This is a genomic window from Blastomonas fulva (assembly GCF_003431825.1).
Classification (GTDB): domain Bacteria; phylum Pseudomonadota; class Alphaproteobacteria; order Sphingomonadales; family Sphingomonadaceae; genus Blastomonas; species Blastomonas fulva.
In genome coordinates this window covers 3325534-3346233 of sequence record NZ_CP020083.1, presented here as the reverse complement: position 1 = coordinate 3346233, position 20700 = coordinate 3325534, and the positions used below count along the sequence as shown (strand labels likewise).

The 20700-nt window shown below is 65.5% G+C and carries 13 protein-coding genes; 7 read left to right on the top strand and 6 right to left on the bottom strand.

What is annotated here, in order from left to right; translation table 11 throughout:
• Positions 1-6: 6 nt before the first annotated feature.
• Together B5J99_RS15885 and B5J99_RS15880 are read right to left on the bottom strand one after the other, a co-directional pair.
• Positions 7-1218 carry a hypothetical protein gene (locus B5J99_RS15885; RefSeq protein WP_117352951.1) on the bottom strand — a complete coding sequence of 404 codons (1212 nt, stop codon included), beginning with the start codon at positions 1216-1218 and terminating at the stop codon, positions 7-9.
• 99 nt (positions 1219-1317) lie between these two features.
• Positions 1318-1635 carry an Hpt domain-containing protein gene (locus B5J99_RS15880; protein WP_054136409.1) on the bottom strand — a complete coding sequence of 106 codons (318 nt, stop codon included), beginning with the start codon at positions 1633-1635 and terminating at the stop codon, positions 1318-1320.
• A gap of 71 nt (positions 1636-1706) precedes the next feature.
• On the opposite strand from B5J99_RS15880, the gene B5J99_RS15875 reads away from it, so the two are divergent.
• Positions 1707-4073, top strand: a complete 2367-nt coding sequence (locus B5J99_RS15875; protein ID WP_117352950.1) for a coiled-coil domain-containing protein — start codon at positions 1707-1709, stop codon at positions 4071-4073.
• Here B5J99_RS15875 and B5J99_RS15870 read toward each other — a convergent pair.
• Genes B5J99_RS15870 through B5J99_RS15860 form a run of 3 tightly spaced genes read right to left on the bottom strand, consistent with a single transcriptional unit; the run spans position 4070 to position 9940 of the window.
• Positions 4070-5536, bottom strand: coding sequence for an efflux transporter outer membrane subunit (locus B5J99_RS15870; RefSeq protein ID WP_117352949.1), 1467 nt, complete (start codon positions 5534-5536; stop codon positions 4070-4072). The genes B5J99_RS15875 and B5J99_RS15870 overlap by 4 nt on opposite strands.
• Complete coding sequence (locus B5J99_RS15865; protein ID WP_117352948.1) at positions 5533-8739, bottom strand: efflux RND transporter permease subunit; 3207 nt, start codon at positions 8737-8739, stop codon at positions 5533-5535. Before B5J99_RS15865 ends, B5J99_RS15870 begins: the two co-directional genes overlap by 4 nt.
• Positions 8740-8743: 4 nt before the next feature.
• On the bottom strand, positions 8744-9940 hold the full coding sequence (locus B5J99_RS15860) for an efflux RND transporter periplasmic adaptor subunit (protein ID WP_069050158.1): 1197 nt from the start codon (positions 9938-9940) through the stop codon (positions 8744-8746).
• Positions 9941-10191: 251 nt separating this feature from the next.
• Between B5J99_RS15860 and folE the strand changes: the two genes are divergently transcribed.
• Entirely contained in the window at positions 10192-10806 is a 615-nt protein-coding gene (gene folE / locus B5J99_RS15855; RefSeq protein ID WP_117352947.1) for a GTP cyclohydrolase I FolE, read from the top strand.
• A 140-nt stretch (positions 10807-10946) separates the two neighbouring features.
• Here folE and B5J99_RS15850 read toward each other — a convergent pair whose 3' ends face one another.
• Positions 10947-11423: a peroxiredoxin gene (locus tag B5J99_RS15850; protein WP_117352946.1), complete on the bottom strand. Its 477-nt coding sequence runs from the start codon at positions 11421-11423 to the stop codon at positions 10947-10949.
• A gap of 237 nt (positions 11424-11660) precedes the next feature.
• On the opposite strand from B5J99_RS15850, the gene ahcY reads away from it, so the two are divergent.
• From ahcY to B5J99_RS15825, 5 genes are all read left to right on the top strand, one after another.
• Positions 11661-13079 (top strand): adenosylhomocysteinase, encoded by a 1419-nt coding sequence (gene ahcY, locus B5J99_RS15845; protein WP_117352945.1) that lies wholly within the window; start codon positions 11661-11663, stop codon positions 13077-13079.
• A gap of 395 nt (positions 13080-13474) precedes the next feature.
• Complete coding sequence (locus B5J99_RS15840; protein WP_117353557.1) at positions 13475-16636, top strand: amidohydrolase family protein; 3162 nt, start codon at positions 13475-13477, stop codon at positions 16634-16636.
• 270 nt (positions 16637-16906) lie between these two features.
• Positions 16907-19255 carry a sensor histidine kinase gene (locus B5J99_RS15835; RefSeq protein WP_117352944.1) on the top strand — a complete coding sequence of 783 codons (2349 nt, stop codon included), beginning with the start codon at positions 16907-16909 and terminating at the stop codon, positions 19253-19255.
• Positions 19252-19713 carry a tRNA (adenosine(37)-N6)-threonylcarbamoyltransferase complex ATPase subunit type 1 TsaE gene (tsaE, locus tag B5J99_RS15830; RefSeq protein ID WP_117352943.1) on the top strand — a complete coding sequence of 154 codons (462 nt, stop codon included), beginning with the start codon at positions 19252-19254 and terminating at the stop codon, positions 19711-19713. The genes B5J99_RS15835 and tsaE overlap by 4 nt, the downstream gene beginning before the upstream one ends.
• The gene (locus B5J99_RS15825; RefSeq protein WP_117352942.1) at positions 19710-20696 is read left to right on the top strand and encodes an aminoglycoside phosphotransferase family protein; all 987 of its coding nucleotides are present in this window, start codon (positions 19710-19712) and stop codon (positions 20694-20696) included. Before tsaE ends, B5J99_RS15825 begins: the two co-directional genes overlap by 4 nt.
• The last annotated feature ends 4 nt before the right edge of the window (positions 20697-20700 follow it).

Here is a 20700-nt window from a genome sequence, read left to right as displayed (position 1 = left end):
CCAAGGTTAGATATGGCGCTTTGCCGGGTCGCTCGCAAGCGGCGAGGGGCGAGTCTGCCACCACATCAGCGTCAGCAAAATCAGGTTCCACAGCATCAGCGCGGGCAGCATCACGCCAAAGGGTACCGCCAGCATCGCCGCAACCGCAACAAGGCTGGGTGACCGCGCCAGCTGCACCCACAAACGCGGAAGCGGGCCGGAAATTCTTCCCAGAATCAGGGCCATGGCTGGCAGGATGAGCGACACGAAAAGCCCGGCGAGCCGGTCCGATGCCGCCACGGTCAGCACCGTGACCGCGATAAACGCGATCGCAAAGGCAAGATCGCGCGCCGCCCGCTCGGCAGCAGGCAGCGTCCTGGCAGCAAAGCGTCCGAAAAGCCGATCGGCTGCATGCCCCGCCGCGCGCCCGCCGATCAGCAGGGCCAACGCGGTCATGCTCCAGTCGGCCACCGCCAGGCCGATCGCGCCCAGCGGCAGCGCGAGCGCGGAGACACGCAGCGCGGAGTTGATCCAGCGCGCCGCCCATGCCCGGCGCGCGAGCGCCTGCACCGGAGCCATCCGCACCAGCCTGGCCCCCATGGTACCCGAAGATCCGGCCAATTCCTGCAGCGCCAGCGCATCGGCCTCGGCGCCATCGCGGACAATCGCGATGCGCCCCGCCTCGGCGAGTGCGAAGGGCAGGACCTGCCGCCGGTACCCGCGCTGGACCGCCAGCCGCAGCAGCGCGGACTGCACGCTCCAGTCTTCGGGCAGGTCGCGCGCCTCGACCAGATCCCGCGCGCGGACACAGGCCAGCCCCGCCCAGACATGGTTTATGTCGATCCGCTCGAACCGTTCAATCAGCGATCGCGCGCCATCGCCCGGGGCGAAGCTCGCGACAAAGGTGCCGCTCTGACGCGCCATCGGCTCGATCTCTTCCGGCGCGACGTACAGGCCGTCGGCAATGATCAGCAGCTCGTCATCGCTCGCCAGCCGGACGCTGATGTCGGCGACCGAACGGACGAGGTGGAATTCCACGCCGCAAGAGGCGGCATAGGCCTCGATCTGGCGCACGCGCTCTCCGACCGACCCGACCAGGCAGAGGATTTCGCCCGCGCCCGCCTGCCGGGCCAGATCGACCTGCAGCATCGCGAGCTGGCCATTGGCCAGCGGCAATGCGCCGCGCAGCGCGGATCCGCCGGGAACGGTCTCGATCAGGGAGATGAGGGCGGTACGCACGCGGGGTAACAGGCTCCTTGCAGCTCGGAGCGGCCCTCTTATCGCCCGGCTGGCGCCCTGCCAACCGGCACGGTGCCCGATCGCCTGTGGTGTGACGCTTTATTGCATTCCTGCGGGAAGATCGCCGAAGTCGCACATCGCGGCATCGAGCTGGCGCAGCACGACGGGGTCGCCCGGCGCGCCCTCCAGCGCATGGTCGGCCAGATCGACGATCCCCTGGACGCCGAAGCTGGCGGCGAGGCTCTTGAGCCGGAGCGCGGCAAAATGCCAGTTGGCATCGCAGCGCGCGCGGCGCAGCAGGTCGATCTGCCGGGCGGCGCTTTCGACAAACGCCCCGCGCAGCTCGGCGACGAGTGCGGGATCGCTTCCCACCGCTGCGGCCAGCGCCGCGTTCAATGCTCCGGATTCATAGGCCATGCGCCAGTCGAATAGACGAGCTGCCTTAACTTTCGGTTTCTGGTCGGCCAAAATATGTTAGGGTTAATGCCATGGGCGAGGGGAAGAAAATCATCGATTTGCGGCACGGTCGCAGTGACGACGCACCGGCGGTGCACGAGGCAGAGCCCGACATGGCGGCTCCGCCAATGTCGATGCGCGCCGCGGTATCGCAGGCCGATGATTCGGCTGCACCGTGGATGGAGGACGAGGACGTCCCATCCTCTCCCGAGTCGCTCAGCCGATGGGCGATTGCAGGGGCCGTGATGGCGGCGGGCTGGACAGGCTTTTTCATCTGGGCATCACTGCCGCAATGGCAGGCGGGGATAACTCCAGCATCAGCATCGGCCGCGGTGACGCAATGGGCCATTCCGGTGATCGCGATTCTGGCGCTGTATCTCGTGATGCAGCGCAACAGCATGGCCGAGGCGCGGCGCTTTGCCAAAGTGGCAGGCTCGCTGCGCGCAGAGAGCGCGGCGCTCGAAGCCCGGCTCGGCAACATCAATTCGGAACTCTCGCTGGCGCGTGAATTCCTTGCCAATCAAAGCCTTGAACTGGAATCTCTGGGACGGGTCTCGAGCGACCGGCTGCGCGGATTCGCCGAAGAGCTCCGCACCATGATCGAGGCCAGCGATACCGGCATGCGCGCGATCGGCGAGGTGAGCGAGGCGGCGTCGGGCAACATGGACAAGTTGCGCAACCACCTGCCGGTGATTGCCAATTCGGCCAAGGACGTCACCAACCAGATCGGCAATGCAGGCCGGACTGCACAGGGCCAGGTCGAAAGCATGATCGCGGCGTTCGAGAAGCTCAACGCCTTTGGCCAGGCGGCGAGCAGTCAGATCGCGACCCTCGTGCAGGATTCGGATGCGGCAACGATCCGGCTGTCCGAATCGGTCGATACCAGTGGCCAGTCGCTGACACGCAGCGTTGCCGAGGCGACCGAGCAGATGGACCGCGCGATCGAGACGGTCGCCAGCCGGCTCGCCAACACCCGCAGCAATCTCGACGCAGCGGCTGACAGCCAGACCGGCGCCTTGCACGAAACGCTGGCGCAGTTGCGCGACAATCTGGATGCGATGGCCGCCGACATGGCTGAGCGCGCAGCTGCCACCCGCCGGGATATTCGCGCGGCGGCCGACGATCTGTCGCTGACGCTGGGTACGCTCGCCGCCTCAACCGGCGAGAGCGAGGCCGTGGTCCGCCAGATGGTCGCCTCTGCCGACGCGCAGATCAGCGATGCTGAGCGCCGGTTGCAGGCGATGGACGGGGAAAGCACCGAGGCGCTGGCGCGGCTAGCGTTCGCCTTGTCGGCGCTCGACGGCAATGTCATATCACTGAGCGAGCGGCTCGCGGCGGGCAGCCGCCACGCCGACGATTTCGATGCGCGCAGCGAACGGCTGCGCGAGCGGCTGGGCACGATCCAGCACCAGGTCGCCGATGCCATTCCCGGCGCGCTGTCGCGGCTCGACCAGACCACGCAGGCCAGCCAGGACAAGGTCGGCTCGCTGCTGGGTTCGGTAACCGAAGTTGACGGTCAGATGGTCCGGCTGGGTTCGATCCTCGGCAATTTCGAGCAACGGATCGCAGGCCAGCAGGCCGAGATCGGCAAGCTTTCCGAAACGAGCGAGGCCGACTGGCGCGAACGGGCAGAGGATATCGGCGCGCTGATCGCGGCGATGCGCTCGGCACGCGAGGAGATCGACCAGATCAACGCCAGTTCCGCGGTCCGGCTTGTCGAGACGATGCGCGATGTCCAGCGCGAGGCGCATGCCGCCGCAGACGAGGCACGCCGCGCGATGGATCGCGCGATCACCGGCGCCACCAGCAAGCTCGGCGAAGACAGCGCTGCTGCGCTGGAAAAGGTGCTGCGCGGCAAGGCGGAAGAGCTGGTCGGCAAGCTTGAATCGGCGATCAGCCGCGCGGTCGGCGCCACCAGCGATGCCAGCCTGCACCTCAAGGACCAGCTGAGCCGGGTCGACGACCTTGCCAGCCATCTCGAGCGCCGGGTCGCCGAAGCGCGCGAACTGGCCGAGGAGCGCACCGACAACGATTTCGCGCGAAGGCTGGCGCTGCTGACCGAATCGCTCAATTCGGCGGCGATCGATGTCGACAAGATCCTCTCGACCGAAGTCAGCGACACCGCCTGGTCCGCCTATCTGCGCGGCGATCGCGGCGTGTTCACGCGGCGCGCGGTGCGGCTGATCGACAATGGCGAGGCCAAGGACATCGCTGCGGCCTATGAGAACGATCCCGAGTTCTTCGAGCTGGTCAACCGCTACATCCACGATTTCGAGGCGATGCTGCGCACCGTCCTGTCCACCCGCGATGGCGGCGTGATGGGCGTGACCTTGTTGTCGTCCGAAACCGGCAAGCTCTATGTCGCGCTTGCGCAGGCTATCGAGCGGCTGCGCGACTAGTCCCTCGTCGTTGCACTGACCTCTGCCACGGCAGGCGCATTTTCCCAGCCGCCGCCCAGCGCGCGGAACACCGCAACCTCGGCCTCGGCGCGGGCGGCTGCTGCAGAGCCGCTCGCGGCGCGTGCTGCCAGCAGGTTGCGTTCCACCTCAAGCAGTTGCAGCGCATTGTCGCGCCCCGACCGGAAGCGGATGCGGGTGATCCGCGCGACTTCGTCTGCGGCAGCCGCTGCGGTCTGCAGCGCCGCGTCCTGTTCGATCGCAGCCTTCAGCCGGGCAAGCGCCTGTTCGGTTTCCTGCAGCGCGGTGAGGACCGCGCCATCGAATGCCGCAAGACGGGCATCGGCCTGTGCCGAGGCGGCGTTGACGCGCGCACGCGCAGTCCCGTCGATCGGGATCGACCAGGAGATCAGCGGGCCCAGCGAGAAACCGAGATTGTTCGATTCGGTGAGATCGCCAGGCGACGTTCCGCCGATTGACAGCGAACCGGCCAGCCGGATTGATGGATAGAGCGCCGCGGTGGCAACGCCGATCCGTGCGGTGTCAGCCGCCAGCCGGGCTTCGGCGGCGCGGACATCGGGACGGCGTGCGAGCAGCGCGGCGCCATCGCCCACAGGAATGGCCACCCGCACCTTGGGCGGAATGGCACAGGCATTTGCGGCGGCATCGATCTGGCCGGGCGGGTCACCGGTGAGGGTTGCCAGGGCAAACAGCGCGGCACGGCGTTCGGCCTCGAACTGCGGCACCTGTGCGCGTGCCTGCGCAACCAGCAGCTCGGCATTGGCGACATCGCGCCGCTGGCCGCGCCCGGCGGTGAACAGCCGCTGGGTAAGGTCAAGCGTGCGCTGCTGCGCGGCGAGCGATTCGCGGGCGATATCCGCCTGCAGCCGGTTCGAACAGGCCAGCGCGTAGGTGCGGGCAACCTCGGCAGCGACACTGACCCGGGCAGCATCGAGCTCTGCCTGGGCAGCAAGCGAATCGCCGCGCGAGGCTTCGACCGAGCGGCGGATGCCGCCGAACAGGTCGATCTCGTAGGAGGCATCCGAGGCGAGCTCGTAGAAATCGAAGCGCAGCGGCTCTGGCGGGGCGAAGCCGACGCCGGCGTTTGCGCCGGTGCCGACCTGGTTGGTGGTGGCCGACCCGCTCGCCGAGAGCGACGGCAATTGCGCGCCTCTGGCCTCGCGCACCAGCGCGCGGGCGCGGCGCAGATTGGCGCTGGCCTCGCGCACGCTCGTGTTGCGCTCGAGCGCGCGGGTGACCAGCGCGTCGAGTGCCGGGTCCTCGAACAGTCTCCACCAGCCTTCGGGCAGCGGGTTCTGGGCGAAGCGCGGATCGGCGCTTTCGATGAATGCACCCTCGGCGACCGCGCCGGGGGTGGCGGGGCGTTCAAAGTCCGGGCCGACGGTGCACGCGGCCAGCGTCGCGCTCAGCGTCGCGCAGGCAAGCAGGTGGGATTTCAGGATCATGGCTGGCTGCCCTCCACAACAGGCTGGGCGGGGGGAGCGGGCGGCGGCAGATCGGCGCGTTTGCGGCCCGCCGACCAGGCCTTTATCCGGTCCTCGAGCGTCCGCACCATCACATAAAATGCAGGCGTGAACAGCAGGCCGAAGATGGTCACCCCGATCATCCCGAAGAACACCGCGATGCCCAGCGCCTGGCGCATCTCGGACCCCGGGCCCGAGGAGATCACCAGCGGCAACACCCCCAGGATGAACGCCAGCGACGTCATCAGGATCGGGCGGAGTCGCTGGGCTGCGGCATGGCGCGCAGCCTCAAGGATCGACTGGCCATGGTCCTCGTTGTGCTTGGCGAATTCCACGATCAGAATGGCGTTCTTGGCAGCAAGCCCGATCAGCACCACCAGCCCGATCTGGGTGAGGATATTGTTGTCCCGGCCCATCAGATTGACCCCGAGGATCGCGGCCAGAAGGCACATCGGCACGATTAGGATCACCGCCAGCGGCAGCACCAGGCTTTCATATTGCGCTGCCAGCAGGAGGAAGACGAACACCACGCCCAGCAGGAAGACAAGCGTGCCGGTGTTGCCCGCGGCCTTTTGCTGGAAGGCGAGTTCAGTCCATTCGAAGTCGAACCCCTGCGCGAGCGTGCGCCGCGCGAGTGCTTCCATCGTGTCGAGCGACTGACCGCTCGAATAGCCCGGCATCGTGTCGCCCTGCAGCTCGGCGGAGCGGTAGAGGTTGTACCGCACCACGCGATAGGCACCCGAATCGTTGCGCAGGTTCATCACCGCGTCGAGCGGCACCATCTGCCCGCTGGACGACCGCGTGCGCAGCCGCCCGATATCGGAAATGTCGTCGCGATAGGGAGCATCGGCCTGCGCGGTCACCCGAAAGGTGCGGCCGAGGAAATTGAAATCGTTGATATAGCTCGATCCCAGATAGGTACCGAGCGTCGAGAAGATGTTCTCCACCGGAACGCCCAATTGCTCGGCGCGGGCGCGGTCGATATCGGCGAACAGCCGCGGGGTACGGGTGTTGAAGGTGGTGAATGCGCTGGTGATCCCCTCGGTCTGGTTGGCCGCGCCCATCATCGCGAAGGCCGCGCCTTCGAGCGCCTGTAGCCCGGCATTGCCGCGATCCTCGATGATCATCTTGAAGCCGCCTCCGGTGCCCAGCCCTGCAACGGGTGGCGGGGCGATCACCAGGATGTTGCCCGCGGTGATGCTCGACATCGCGCCGCGCAACTCGTTGGCGACGTCTTCCGAACTTACCCGCGTGCCCGCTTCCTTCAGCGTGATGAAGATCGCGGCGGCATTGGGAGCGTTGGTGAAGGTCGCGCCGTCGAAACCGGCAAAGGCGATGGTGCTCACCACAGAAGCGTTCTTGAGCGCGATCGCCTGCGCGGTCTCCACCGCAGCGGTGGTCCGCTGCAGCGAGGCGCCCGGCGGCATCTGCACCACCCCGATCAGATAGCCTTGGTCCTGCGCGGGAATGAACCCGGCAGGCGTCGCGGTGAAGCGCCAGCCGGCAACCGCGATCAGCGCAAGATAGGCCAGCCCCATGAACATCAGGCTGCGGATGGTGCGTGCGGTCAGGCGGCCATAGCGCTCCGAAAGCTTGGCAAAGCCGCGGTTGAAGCCTCGTGCAAACTTCTTGCCCCAGCCCCGCCATCCTGCCGGAATATCCTGCTCTCCGTGGGTGCGCGGGCGCAGCAGCAGTGCGGCGAGCGCGGGCGACAGGGTCAGCGACACAAAGGCCGAAAAGGCGGTCGCGCCAGCGATGGTCACCGCGAACTGCTGATAGAAGGCGCCCGAAATGCCGGGGATGAAGGCGGTCGGAATGAACACGCCGCACAGCACCAGAGCGATCGCGATCAGCGCGCCGGATACCTCGTCCATCGTCTTGTGCGCGGCGTCGAAGGGGCTCAGCCCTTCTTCTTCCATCAGCCGCTCGACATTCTCGACCACCACGATCGCGTCATCGACGACGATGCCGATCGCCAGCACCATGCCGAACAGCGACAGGCTGTTGAGCGAAAACCCGAGCGCTGCGAGCACCGCGATGGCGCCTGCCAGCGCGATCGGGATGGCGATGATCGGGATGACCGCCGCGCGCCAGCTTTGCAGAAACACCAGCACCACGATGGCGACCAGAATGATCGCCTCGATCAGCGTATCCTGCACCGCGGCGATCGACGCCTCGACATAGGTGGTGGGGTTGTAGGGGATCGAATAGGTCATTCCGGGCGGGAAATCGCCCGATGCGCGCTTGAGTTCGTCCTCGACCTCCTTCGCTACGGTTAGCGCATTGGACCCTGGAAGCTGCGAGATCGCCAGGGCGACGGTCGGCCGCCCGCTGGAGAATGCGTTGATGCTGTAATCCTGCGCGCCGAGCTCGATCCGGGCGACATCGGCGAGCCGGGTCAGCGCCAGCCCGTCGCGCTTGACGACGATCTGGCCGAACTCCTCGGGACTGCTCAGCCGTCCCTGGGTCTGCACACCGAGCTGGAACGCGGTGCCATTGGTGTTGAACGGCGGCTGGCCGATCGAACCGGCGGACACCTGCGCATTCTGGGCGCGGATCTTGCCGACGATCTCGTCGACGGTGAGGTTGCGCGATGCCGCGAGCTCGGGATCGATCCAGACGCGCATGTTGTAATCGCGCCCGCCGAACAATCGTGCCGAGCCGATCCCGTCGATACGCGATATGCGGTCGATGATCTGCAATGTGGCGTAGTTGGAGATATACTGCTGCGGCAGCGACCCGTCGGGCGAATAGAAATTGGCCACCAGCAGCAGGTCGGGCGAGTTCTTGCGCACGGTGACGCCGATCTGGCGGACCTCCTGCGGCAGGCGCGGCTCGGCCGTGCTCACCCGGTTCTGCACCAGCACCTGCGCCTGATCGACATCGGTGCCTTGCGCGAACGTGACCGTGATCGCGAGGTTGCCATCGCCGGTCGAGGATGACGACATGTAGAGCATGTCCTCGACACCGTTGATCGATTCCTCGAGCGGCGCCGCCACGACATCGGCGATGGTCTCGGCGGTGGCGCCGGGAAAGCTTGCGCTGACCACCACGGTGGGCGGGGCGATCTCGGGATACTGCGAAACCGGCAGCGACGGATACGCCACCACGCCGAAGATCACGATCAGGATGGACAGCACCGCCGCGAAGATCGGGCGGTCGATGCAGAAATGGGCGATCCGCATCGGCTTAGCGTGCCGTTGCCTGAGCGGGCGCAGGCGCGGTGGTCGGCCGCGCGATCGGGGCATCGCCCTTGGCGCGCGCCTTGATCTGTCCCTTGCGCGGCGTCACCACCATGCCCGGCTGCATCCGGGCGAGCCCGTCGATCACGATCCGTTCGGTCGGGGCAATGCCGTCGCGAATCACGCGCAGTCCCTCGACCATGGGGCCGGTGGAGACCGGGCGCGGGGCGACCTTGTTGTCCTTGCCCAGCACGAACACCAATTTGCGGGTCTGGTCGGTCAGGATCGCCTCGTCGGGCACCAGCATCGCCTTGTACGTGCCTGATCCCAGCAGCCGCGCGCGCCCGAACATGCCGGGGACCAGAAAGCCGTTGGGGTTGTCGACCATCGCATAGGCCTGGATCGTCCCGGTATCGGGGCTGATGCCGTTGTTGAGGAATTCCATCTTGCCGCGCCAGCGAAATTCGGGCTCGTCGGCGAGCTGGATCTCGACCGGATTTGCGGCATAGCGCGAGCTGCGCCGTTCGCCATCGGCGTCCTGGCGGATATACTTGAGGTAGAAGCTTTCTGCGCCGTCGAAGCTGAAGCGGATGGGATTGATACGGACCACGCGGGTCAGCTCGGTCTGCCCGGCGGTGACGAAGTCGCCGACATCGACCAGACGGTTGGATATCCGGCCCGAGATGGGGGCGCGTACTTGGGTGAAGGAAAGATCGAGCTGTGCCGCCTGCCGGCGCGCTTGCGCGCCTGCCAGCGTGGCACGCGCCGAGCGCAGCGTGGCGGCCAGGTTGTCTGCCTCTTCGCGGCTGATGGCATCGAAGCCCAGCAATTCAGTGCCTCGTCCCGCTTGCGACTGGGCGTTGGCAAGGGCTGCACGCGCGCTGGCGACGCTCGCCTCGGCCTCGGCCAGATTGGCGCGGAAGGGCCGCGGATCGATGACGAACAACAGATCACCCTTGCGGACATCGCGCCCGTCGCGAAACGCGATCTGGGTAATCGGGCCAGAGACGCGCGCGACCAGCTGCACGTCCTCGTCCGCCGTGAAGCGGCCGATATACTCGTCCCAGTCGACGACGTCGCGTTGCAGCGGGGTCGCGACGGTGGCCGCAGGCGGCGGGGGAGGGGGCGGGGGTTCTGAACTGCAGGCGCCGGCCAGCAACGTGAACGCTGCCGCTACAAGCGCGCATCTGGGGGTGACGCGCATGATGATTTTCCATTTATGCTGTTTTGCGGCAAATTGGGCGCTGCCGTAGCGTAAGTCCAGCAAAAAGAGTTGCAAATTACAACTAATCTATGTTGATTTTTTGCAAGTGCGAAACGGAAACACGCAACCGCCGTTTTGGTTCCTGCCCAATTTGCCCTGTCGGCAAACGCCGGATGAGAGGTGCGCTTGTAGTGCGCCAACGCGGTTCCTATCTTTTAGGCCAGCTTGTGAACCGAGGGGGATTACCTGAAATGCTGTACCACGATGCCGACGATGATCACGATGTTGCCGGCAAAGGCAAAATCCCCGTTCCGGTGGATGTTCAAGAGGCCATCGTGACGCTGCTGCGCTGGACCGGAGATGATCCGGATCGCGAGGGACTGCGTGACACCCCGCTGCGCGTGGCGCGCGCGTGGAAGGAATATTGCTCGGGCTACGACGACGACCCCAGCGTTCATCTCAGCCGCACCTTCGAAGAGGTTGGCGGCTATGACGAATTGGTGCTGCTGAAGGACATTCCGTTCCAGTCGCATTGCGAACACCATATGGCACCCATCATCGGCAAGGCGTCGATCGCCTATATGCCCCGCGACCGGGTCGTCGGAATCTCGAAGCTGGCGCGCGTGCTGCACGGCTTCTCCCGCCGCCTGCAGGTGCAGGAACGGCTGACCGCGGAAGTGGCGGCGTGCATCTGGGAACATCTCCAGCCGCACGGCGTGGCAGTGGTCATCGAGGCCAGCCATAGCTGCATGACTGCGCGCGGCGTGCGTACCCCCGGCGTCAGCATGATCACCAGCCGGCTGCTCGGCTGCTTCCTCGACGATCACCGCTCGCGCGAGGAAGTCATGAGCCTGATGGGGTATTGATACATGTTTGGTCTCTCCCCTTCAGGGGAGAGACGCGAGACTTGGCAGCTTGCTGCCTAGTTTCAGCAGAGAGGGGGCGGCGTTTGGCGCCTTTCCCCTCTCCCAACCCTCTCCCCCAAGGGGAGAGGGCTTTTTTGCAATCAGAGCTGCTCGAGCATGTAGTCCGCGCTGCTGACCTTGAAGTCGCCGGGCTCTTCGACGAACAATTTTTCCACCACGCCGTCCTTGACGACCATGGCGAAGCGCTGGCCGCGCTTGCCCATGCCGAAGCCGCTGCCGTCCATGGTCAGGCCGACCGCGTCAGCAAAATCGCCATTGCCATCGGCGAGCATCGCAATGGAATCGGCGTTGGCCGACTTGCCCCAGGCGCCCATCACGAACGCGTCGTTGACCGCGGTGCAGGCGATCTCGTCGACGCCTTTGGCCTTCAGCGCATCGGCCTTTTCCACGAAGCCAGGCAGGTGGCGCGCCGAACAGGTCGGGGTGAACGCACCGGGAACCGAGAACAGCGCCACGGTCTTGCCGGCGAAGAAATCCTTCGCCTCGACCTGCTGCGGGCCTTCGGCGGTGGCGCGGACGAATTTGGTGTTGGGAATGGTGTCGCCGACTTTGATCATGGAATGTCTCCTGCTGTGGTTGCACTGCTGGCTGCATGTTGTCGTGATGGCGCGGCAATGCAAGGGGGCTCGGACAGGCAAGGGTCGCGATCATCGGCGCTGTGGCAGCGCTGGCTCGGGCTGAAATGTCATATAAAGGAATCTTTATATTTGCCTGTATCGCCGACTCTGGCTATGGGGACGGCAGTTTCCGATGGCCCTGTTGGCGCATCGGCCGTTTGACTCAGGAGAATTTACGTGGCCAGTGCCCCGACCCTCGACCGCCCCGATTATGTCGTCGCCGACATTGCGCTTGCCGATTTCGGCCGCAAGGAAATCACCATCGCGGAAACCGAAATGCCTGGCCTGATGGCCATCCGCGAAGAATATCGCTCTGAACAGCCGCTCAAGGGCGCCAAGATCACCGGATCGCTGCACATGACGATCCAGACCGCCGTTCTCATCGAGACACTGGTCGCGCTGGGCGCCGAAGTGCGCTGGGCCACCTGCAACATCTATTCGACCCAGGACCACGCCGCTGCCGCAATCGCCGCGCAGGGCATCCCGGTTTTCGCCATCAAGGGTGAGAGCCTGGAAGAGTATTGGGAATATGTTGACCGCATCTTCGATTGGGGCGCTGAAGAAGGCAACACCTGCAATCTGATCCTCGACGATGGCGGCGATGCCACCATGTTCGCACTCTGGGGCGCGCGCGTCGAAGCCGGTGAAGAGCTGTTCACGCCTTCGAACGAGGAAGAAGAATTTTTCGTCAAGATCCTGAAGCGTCGTCTGGCACAGACCCCGGGATACCTCACCAAGACGGTGGAGGCGATCAAGGGCGTTTCGGAAGAGACCACCACGGGCGTCCACCGCCTGTATGACCTCGCCAAGAAGGGCAAGCTGCCTTTCCCCGCGATCAACGTGAACGATTCGGTCACCAAGTCGAAGTTCGACAACAAGTACGGCTGCAAGGAATCGCTGGTTGACGGCATCCGTCGCGGCACCGACGTGATGATGGCCGGCAAGGTCGCCGTCGTGTGCGGCTATGGCGATGTGGGCAAGGGTTCGGCAGCATCGCTGCAGGGCGCCGGCGCTCGCGTCATCGTCACCGAAATCGATCCCATCTGCGCGCTTCAGGCGGCGATGGACGGCTTTGCGGTGCAGACGCTGGAAGACGTGGTCGGCACCGCCGACATCTTCGTCACCACCACCGGCAACAAGGACGTGATCACCATCGATCACATGCGCGCCATGAAGGACATGGCGATCGTCGGCAACATCGGCCACTTCGACAATGAAATCCAGATCAGCGCGCTGGAAAACATGAAGTGGACCGAGATCAAGCCGCAGGTCGACATGATCGAATTCCCCGGCGGCAAGCGCATCATCATGCTGTCAAAGGGCCGTCTGCTCAACCTCGGCAACGCCACCGGCCACCCCAGCTTCGTGATGTCGGCCAGCTTCACCAACCAGGTGCTGGCGCAGATCGAACTGTTCAAGGGTGCCAACAAGTACCAGAACGACGTCTACGTTCTGCCCAAGCACCTCGACGAAAAGGTCGCGCGCCTTCACCTCGAAAAGCTCGGCGTCAAGCTGACCGAACTGACCAAGGAACAGGCCGAATACATCGACGTTCCGCTCGCCGGTCCGTTCAAGAAGGACGAATACCGCTACTGATGCGGCTATCCCGCTGACCGCGGGGGATTAAGATTGAAAAGCCCGCTTCGCATTGCGCGAGGCGGGCTTTTTTGCGCTTGGGTGCCTGCCCTAGCGGAGCATATTCTCCCCTCCCGCTTGCGGGAGGGGCAGGTCCGGCTTGCCGGACCGGGGTGGGCTGGGAGCACAATTGGCTGTTCAGGCCAACCCCGGCCTCGCCTGCGGCTCGTCCACCCCTCCCGCCTGCGGGAGGGGCGAGGCATTGCGCCCCGCCTCCATTCACCGCGCTACCTTCGTTTTCCGATTGCGCTTGGCGTTGGCGCGGCTAGCCTGAGCGTATACGAAAAAACACTCCGGGGAACATCACCATGAAAGCACTGCATCTGTCCGCCGCCATCGCGGCGCTGGCCCTGTCCATGCCCGCGCTGGCCCAGGGCAAGCCTGCGGACAAGACCGCCAGCTGGGACGTCAACGCGCCGCCGATGAAGACGCGCACTATCCCGATCAAGGTCGATGAAGGCACCTGGATGAACCTGGATGTCAGCCCCGATGGCAGCCGGATCGTGTTCGATCTGCTGGGCGATATCTACACCATGCCGATGAGCGGCGGGGCTGCGACTCGCATCGCAGAGGGGCTGGCCTATGAGCAGCACCCGCGCTTCTCGCCCGATGGCAGCCGCATCGCCTTCACCTCGGATCGCGGCGGCGGCGACAACATCTGGGTCATGAACGCCGATGGTTCGGACAAGCGCCAGCTGACCAAGGAGACGTTCCGGCTGCTCAACAACCCCAGCTGGAGCCCCGACGGCCAGTATATCGTCGCGCGCAAGCACTTCACCACCGGGCGCTCGCTGGGCACCGGCGAGCTTTGGCTTTACCACATCAGCGGCGGAAACGGCGTTCCGCTGGTCAAGCGCCCCAGCGAAGTCCACCAGAAGGAGCTTGGCGAGCCGATGTTCGCGCCCGATGGCAAGGGTATCTTCTACAGCAAAGATGCCACCGGCGGTCCGATCTTCGAATACGCGCAGGATTCCAACGGCCAGCTCTTCGTGATCGAACGCTATGACATGGTCACCGGCAAGGTCGAGCGGGTGACGGGCGGTCCCGGCGGCGCGGCCCGGCCCCAGCCATCGCCTGATGGCCGCTACCTCGCCTTCGTCCGGCGCGAACGCGCCAAGACCAAGCTCTACGTTCGCGACATGCAGACCGGCGAAGAGCGCAAGATCTATGACGCAATGGACCGCGACGTCCAGGAAACCTGGGCGGTGCATGGCGTCTATCCGAACATGGGCTGGACCCCGGACAGCGGCAAGGTGATCTTCTGGGCGGGCGGCAAGATCCACTCGGTTGATGTGGCGAGCGGTGGCGAGAGCGTGATCCCGTTCAGCATCAACGACACCCGTACGATCATCGACCCTATTCGCCCGCAAAAACCCGTCGCCCCCGATACCGTGGCGGTGACGATGCCGCGCTTTGCCAGCGTCTCGCCCGATGGCAGCCGCATGGTGTTCGAGGCGCTGGGCAAGCTCCACCAGCAGCCCGCCAGCGGCGGTTCGGTGCAGCCGCTGGTCAGCAATGGCGGCAGCGATTTCGAGCTGTTCCCGTCCTATTCGCGCGATGGCAGCCAGATCGTCTATGTCAGCTGGGACGATGCCCGGCTGGGCGAGCTCCGCGTCGTAGGCGCAGGCGGCGGCGAGGCTCGGACGATCAGCAAGACGCCGGGGCACTATCGGCGTCCGCAATTCTCGCCCGATGGCCGCTCGGTGGTCTATGAAGCCGGCGGCGGGGGTGGCCTGACGTCGGACGCCTGGGGCGCGGCGCCTGGCATCTATCTGGTCGATATCGCCAGCGGTGAGACCCGCCGGATCACGCCCGATGGCGGCGAACCGCATTTTGGCGCGACATCCGACCGGGTATATTTCAGCCGCGGTGCGGGCGGCAAGCTCGCGCTGGTCAGCACCGATCTTAACGGCGAAGCCGAGCGCACGCATGCAAGCGGCGAGATGGTCAGCGGCTATGCGCTGGCCCCCGACGGCCGCACGCTTGCCTTCCGCCAGAATTACGCTGCGTTCGTGATGCCGTTCATGGCAGGCGCGGTAGATCTGGGCGCAGGCCGGGGCGGCGGGGCGCTGCCTGCGGTGCAGGTGAGCGAGGGCGGGGCGACCTTCCTCCAATGGAGCCATGGTGGCCGCCAGCTCAATTGGTCGCTGGGGCCCGTCGTCTATTCGGCCGATCCGGCGCGCGCGATCGCACCGGGCCCGGTTGGCAAGGCGGACGCAAAGTTCGCAGCGCCCAAGACCGGCGTCGCGATCAATGTCACCGCACCGGCGGACAAGCCTTCGGGCACGGTCGCGTTCACCAATGCGCGCATCGTGACGATGGCGAATGACGCAGGCGGCATCATCGAACGCGGCACTGTGGTGGTGCGCGATAACCGTATCCTTGCGGTGGGAGCGAACGTCGCTGTCCCGGCAGGCGCGCAGACCGTGGATGTCGCGGGCAAGACCATCATCCCCGGGTTGATCGATGCGCATGCGCACGGCCCGCAGGGGCAGGACGACATCATTCCGCAGCAGAACTGGAATGCGGTTGCGCATCTCGCGCTGGGGGTCACCACAATTCACGATCCCAGCAACTCGGCGGCGGAAATCTTCCCCGCCGCCAGCTATCAGCGCGCGGGCAAATATCTTGCACCGCGGATCTTCTCGACCGGCGAGATCGTCTATGGCGCAAAGGCCGCAGGGGTTTTTGCCGAGATCGACAGCCTCGCCGATGCCCGAGCGCACACCACGCGGCTGAAACTGCAGGGCGCGCACAGCGTCAAGAACTACAACCAGCCCCGGCGCGATCAGCGCCAGCAGGTGGTCGCAGCGGCGCAGGCCGACAACCTGGCCAGCGTCGCCGAGGGCGGATCATTGTTCGGGATGGACATCTCGCTGATTGCCGATGGCAACACCACGCTGGAACACAACATTCCGATGGAGACGCTGTACGAGGATGTCCGCAGCTTCTTCGCGCAGAGCAAGGTTGGTTACACACCGACTTTGGTGGTGACCTATGGCGGTCCGGCGGCTGACCCCTATTGGCGCAGCCATATGGATGTCTGGAGCCACCCTATCCTGAGCAGACACGTTCCGCGCCGCCGTCTCGAGGCAACGTCTGTGCGCCGCGAGATTGCGCCCGAGGAGGATTATTCCGATACCGCATCGGCGCGTGAAGCGCTGGCGCTGGCGCGGCGCGGGGTCCCCGTGGGCATCGGCGCGCACGGCCAGGAAGAAGGGCTCGCATCGCACTGGGAGCTGTGGAGCTTCGTCAAGGGCGGCATGACCCCGCTCGAGGCGCTGCGCACCGCAACCATCAGCGGGGCTCGCTCGCTGGGCTTCGACAAGGACATCGGGTCGATCGAGCCGGGCAAGCTCGCGGACATGGTGATCATCGATGGCGACCCGGTTGCCGATATCCGCCAGTCCGACAAGATCACCCACGTCATGCTCAACGGGCGGCTCTACGACGTGCCGACGATGAACGAGACCGTGACCGGCACTGCGATGCTGAAGAAGTGGTACTGGGAAAAGTAGGGGACGAAGCCAGCCCGGCCGTGCCAGCCGATTTCTGTTCCCGTCACCCTGAACTTGTTTCAGGGCCCATTTCGCCGACTATAGCATCAGATGCTGCGGACAGATGGGTGCTGAGCCAAGTTCAGCATGACGGGTAGAGAGGGAGGCTTTGCAGTCGTGCGATTGGCTTTATGCAAAAGCGTTCGGCATTTTGCGCAGCCACCAAATTGAGCTACGGCCAACAGCAATGACGCGGGCGATTTCAAACAACCAATATGCGGCGATTCGGCCATGCTGATCGGCAACGGCAGCATGCTGGTGATTGCGCTTGTCTTCGCAGGCTGGACCGGCGCAGCGATCTGGGCACTGGTGACCGGGCTGCAGATGCGAAGGTCGGCCAGCACCGCGCGGCGCCAGTTGCGCAGGCTCACGCGGCTGGTCGATTCAGGGCCCGCAGTCCCGCTGATCGTGCGGTCGGATTCGCGGATCGAGGGACCTGAAAAGGTCGCGCGCTGGCTGGGCCTTGCCAAACTGCCGCCGTATCTGTCCGAGCTGGCGCAGGAGGACAAGGGCCTGCCGCGCGATGCGCTCGACGCCTTGGGCAAGCAGATCACCACCGCGCAGAAGAGCGGTGCGCCGTTCGAGACCGCGGTCACCGCTCTGGGGTCGAACCGGCGGCTGCGGATCGAAGGCAAGCTAGCCGACCCGCAGACGATCGCGCCGGGGGCGGTGCTGCTGTGGCTCTACGACGCGACCGAAAGCGAAACGCGCATGGCCGCGCTCGCCGATGCCGAGGCAGAAGCCAAGCGCGCGTTCGATGCGCTGTCCGGGCTGATCGAGGCCGCGCCGATCCCGATGTGGTTCCGCCGCGAGGATCTCTCGCTGCTGCTGGTCAACACCGCCTATGTCCGCGCGGTCGGCGGGCAGGATGCGGCGGACGTGGTGCAGGCGGGGCAGGAGCTGGTCGAAACCATCGACGGGCTCACCCCGATGGCGGTCGCCGCGCGCGCGATCGAGAGCAACGCGCCCTCGAGCCGCACCGTCACCACCACGATTGCCGGAACCCGCCGCGCGATGGAGATCGTCGATCTGCCGATCAGGGGCAGGGGCGTTGCGGGGTATGCGATCGATGTCCACGATCTCATCCTCGCGCGACAGGCAACCGACCGGTTCCGCGATGCGCAGCGCGACATGCTCGACAACCTTTCGGCAGGCGTGGCGCAGTTCGACGCGCAGCGCCGTCTGATCTTCGTCAACCAGCCGTTCGTGCGAATGTTCGCACTCAAGCCGCAATGGCTACAGGACGGGCTGGAGTTCGAACGGCTGATCGACCGGATGCGCGAGGCGGGGCGGGTGCCCGAGGTCCGCGATTTCCCCGTCTGGCGCGACGAGAAGCGCGAATGGTTCCATTCGGCCGAGCCCAAGGAAGAGGTCTGGCTGATCCCCGATGGCACGCACCTGCGCGCCATTGCCCAGCCCACCCCCGACAACGGCCTGCTGCTGGTGTTCGAGGATCGGACCGAGCAGGTGCAGCTGGCGAGCGCACGCGACACATTGCTGCGCGTGCGCACCGCGACCTTCAACAACCTGTTCGAGGCGCTGGCGGTGTTCACATCGGATGGCCGGTTGCATCTGTGGAATACGCGGTTCGGTGCGGTGTGGGATGTCGAGGAGGGCGTGCTCGCCCAGCATCCGCGTGCCGACGAGCTGCTCAAGGCGATAGCGCCGCGCCTCAAGCGGCCTGCACAGATATCCGCGCTGCGCGAGGTCATCCGCGCAGCAACGCTCGACCGGGTGCAGCGCGCGGGCCAGCTGGTGATGAAGGATGGCCGGGTGTTCGATTTCGTCGGCATCCCGCTGCCCGATGCCAGCGCATTGTTCACGATGATCGACGTGTCCGACGCCAAGAAGATGGAAGACGCGCTGCGTGAGCGCAACGAGGCTCTGGTCGAGGCGGATGCGATCAAGACGCGGTTCCTCGCCAACATGAGCTACGAATTCCGCACCCCGCTGACTTCGATCGGCGGCTTTGCCGAGCTGCTCGCGAGCGGCGTAGCGGGCCCGCTGTCCGAACAGGGCCAGGATTATGCCAAGGCGATCATCGATTCGGTCGAACGGTTGTCGGCGCAGATCAACATGGTGCTCGATCTCAGCCAGAGCCAGGCAGGCACTCTGCCGCTGAAGCTCGAGCTGACCGATATCGGAGCGCTGCTGGTCGATGTCGCAAAGGGTGCGGCTGGGCTTGCGGGCGGTCGCAACATCGCGCTCGAACTCGACGTAAAGGGCCAGCCCGGCAGCGCCGAGGTCGATCGTGCGCGCTTCGGCCAGGCGATTGCCGCGGTGGTCGACAATGCCCTGCGCTATACGCAGGAGGGTGGCCGGGTACTGCTGCTGGGTGACCGGTTCCGTGGCAAGTTGCGGATCGTGGTGTCCGACAACGGCCCCGGGCTTGACGCCCGCGCGCAGGCGCGCGCGCTCGATGGCGTGTTGCAGGCAGACGAGGCGGGCGGAAAACCGTTGCAGAAGCGCTCCGGGCTTGGTCTGCCGCTGGCGAAGAACCTGATCGAGGCGCATGGCGGCAGGATGGAGCTGATGAGCGAGCCCGGCGCGGGAACGATCGTCACGATCCTGATGCCATGACGCTGCAGATCGCATCGCTGGAGGCCATGCAGGCGTTGGGAACGGCGCTGGCCGAGGTCGCACAGCCAGGGGATGTCATCGCGCTGTCGGGTGATCTGGGCGCGGGCAAATCGACGCTGGCGCGCGCGATCCTGTTGGCGCTCGGCTTTGCTGGCGAGGTGCCCAGTCCGACCTTTGCGCTGATCCTGCCCTATGATCCGCCAGAGGTCCGCATTCCGGTGATCCATGCCGATTTCTACCGGCTCGATGGCGCGATGGAGCTCGACGAGCTGGGGCTCGATGCGGGCGATCCGGCGCTGCTCATCGCCGAATGGCCCGAGCGGGTTGGTGGCCTTGATGGGCCGGACACGCTGGAATTGCGGATCGAGGGCACCGATGCTAGCGAGCGCACGATTACTGCGCAGGCCGGATCGAACTGGCACGCGCGCTGGCAGCAGATTGCAGGTGACAGGTCTTGAACGAGCGTGATTCGGTTATCCGGGGTTTTGCCGAGGCGGCAGGTTGGGGCGGTGCAGAGATCGCACCAATCCCCGGCGATGCCTCGTTTCGCCGTTATTTCCGGGTGATCGAGGCGGATCGTCGCGCGATCCTGATGGATGCGCCGCCGCCGGAGGAAGACCCGCGGCCGTTCATCGATGTCGCACGCTACCTGACCGCACATGGCCTGCGCGCGCCAGAGATCATCGCGGCCGATGCCGAAGCCGGGCTGGTGCTGCTCGAGGACTTTGGCGATGTCCGCATGCGCGAGACGGTCGATGCTTCTGACGCCGAAACCGAGCGCACGATCTATGCCAAGGCGATCGAAACGCTCGCGCATCTGCACCAGCGCCCCGCTGCCAGCGTGCCGCTATACGATCGCGCTGTCTACCAGCGCGAGGCCGGGCTGCTGACCGAATGGTATTGTGCCGCGCGCGGGCTGGATGTCGATGTTGCGGGCTATGTCCGCGCCTGGGATCAGGTGCTCGATGCGATGGATGCGTCTGCGCCGCAGGTCACGGTGCTGCGCGATTATCACGCCGAGAACATCATGCTGCTGGACGATGGCAAGCAGGGGCTGCTCGATTTCCAGGACGCGCTGGTGGGCGATCCGGCCTATGATCTGGTCTCGCTGCTGCAGGATGCGCGCCGCGATGTTGCACCCGCTTTGGAGGCCGAGATGATCGCGCATTATCGCGCCCTGGCCAATCCGGCCTATGATTTCGACACCGCCTATCATGTGCTTGGCGCGCAGCGGAATGCCAAGATCGTCGGCATTTTCGTGCGGCTGTGGAAGCGCGACGGCAAGCCGCGCTATCCGCTGATGATCCCGCGCGTATGGGAGGCAATGGAGCGCGATCTCAAGCACTCCTCGCTGGCGCCTGTCGCAGCCTGGTTTGACGCCAATATCCCGGCAGAATTGCGCGATCCTCGCGCCACCCTCGGCGGCGAGTTCGCGCTGTGAGCGC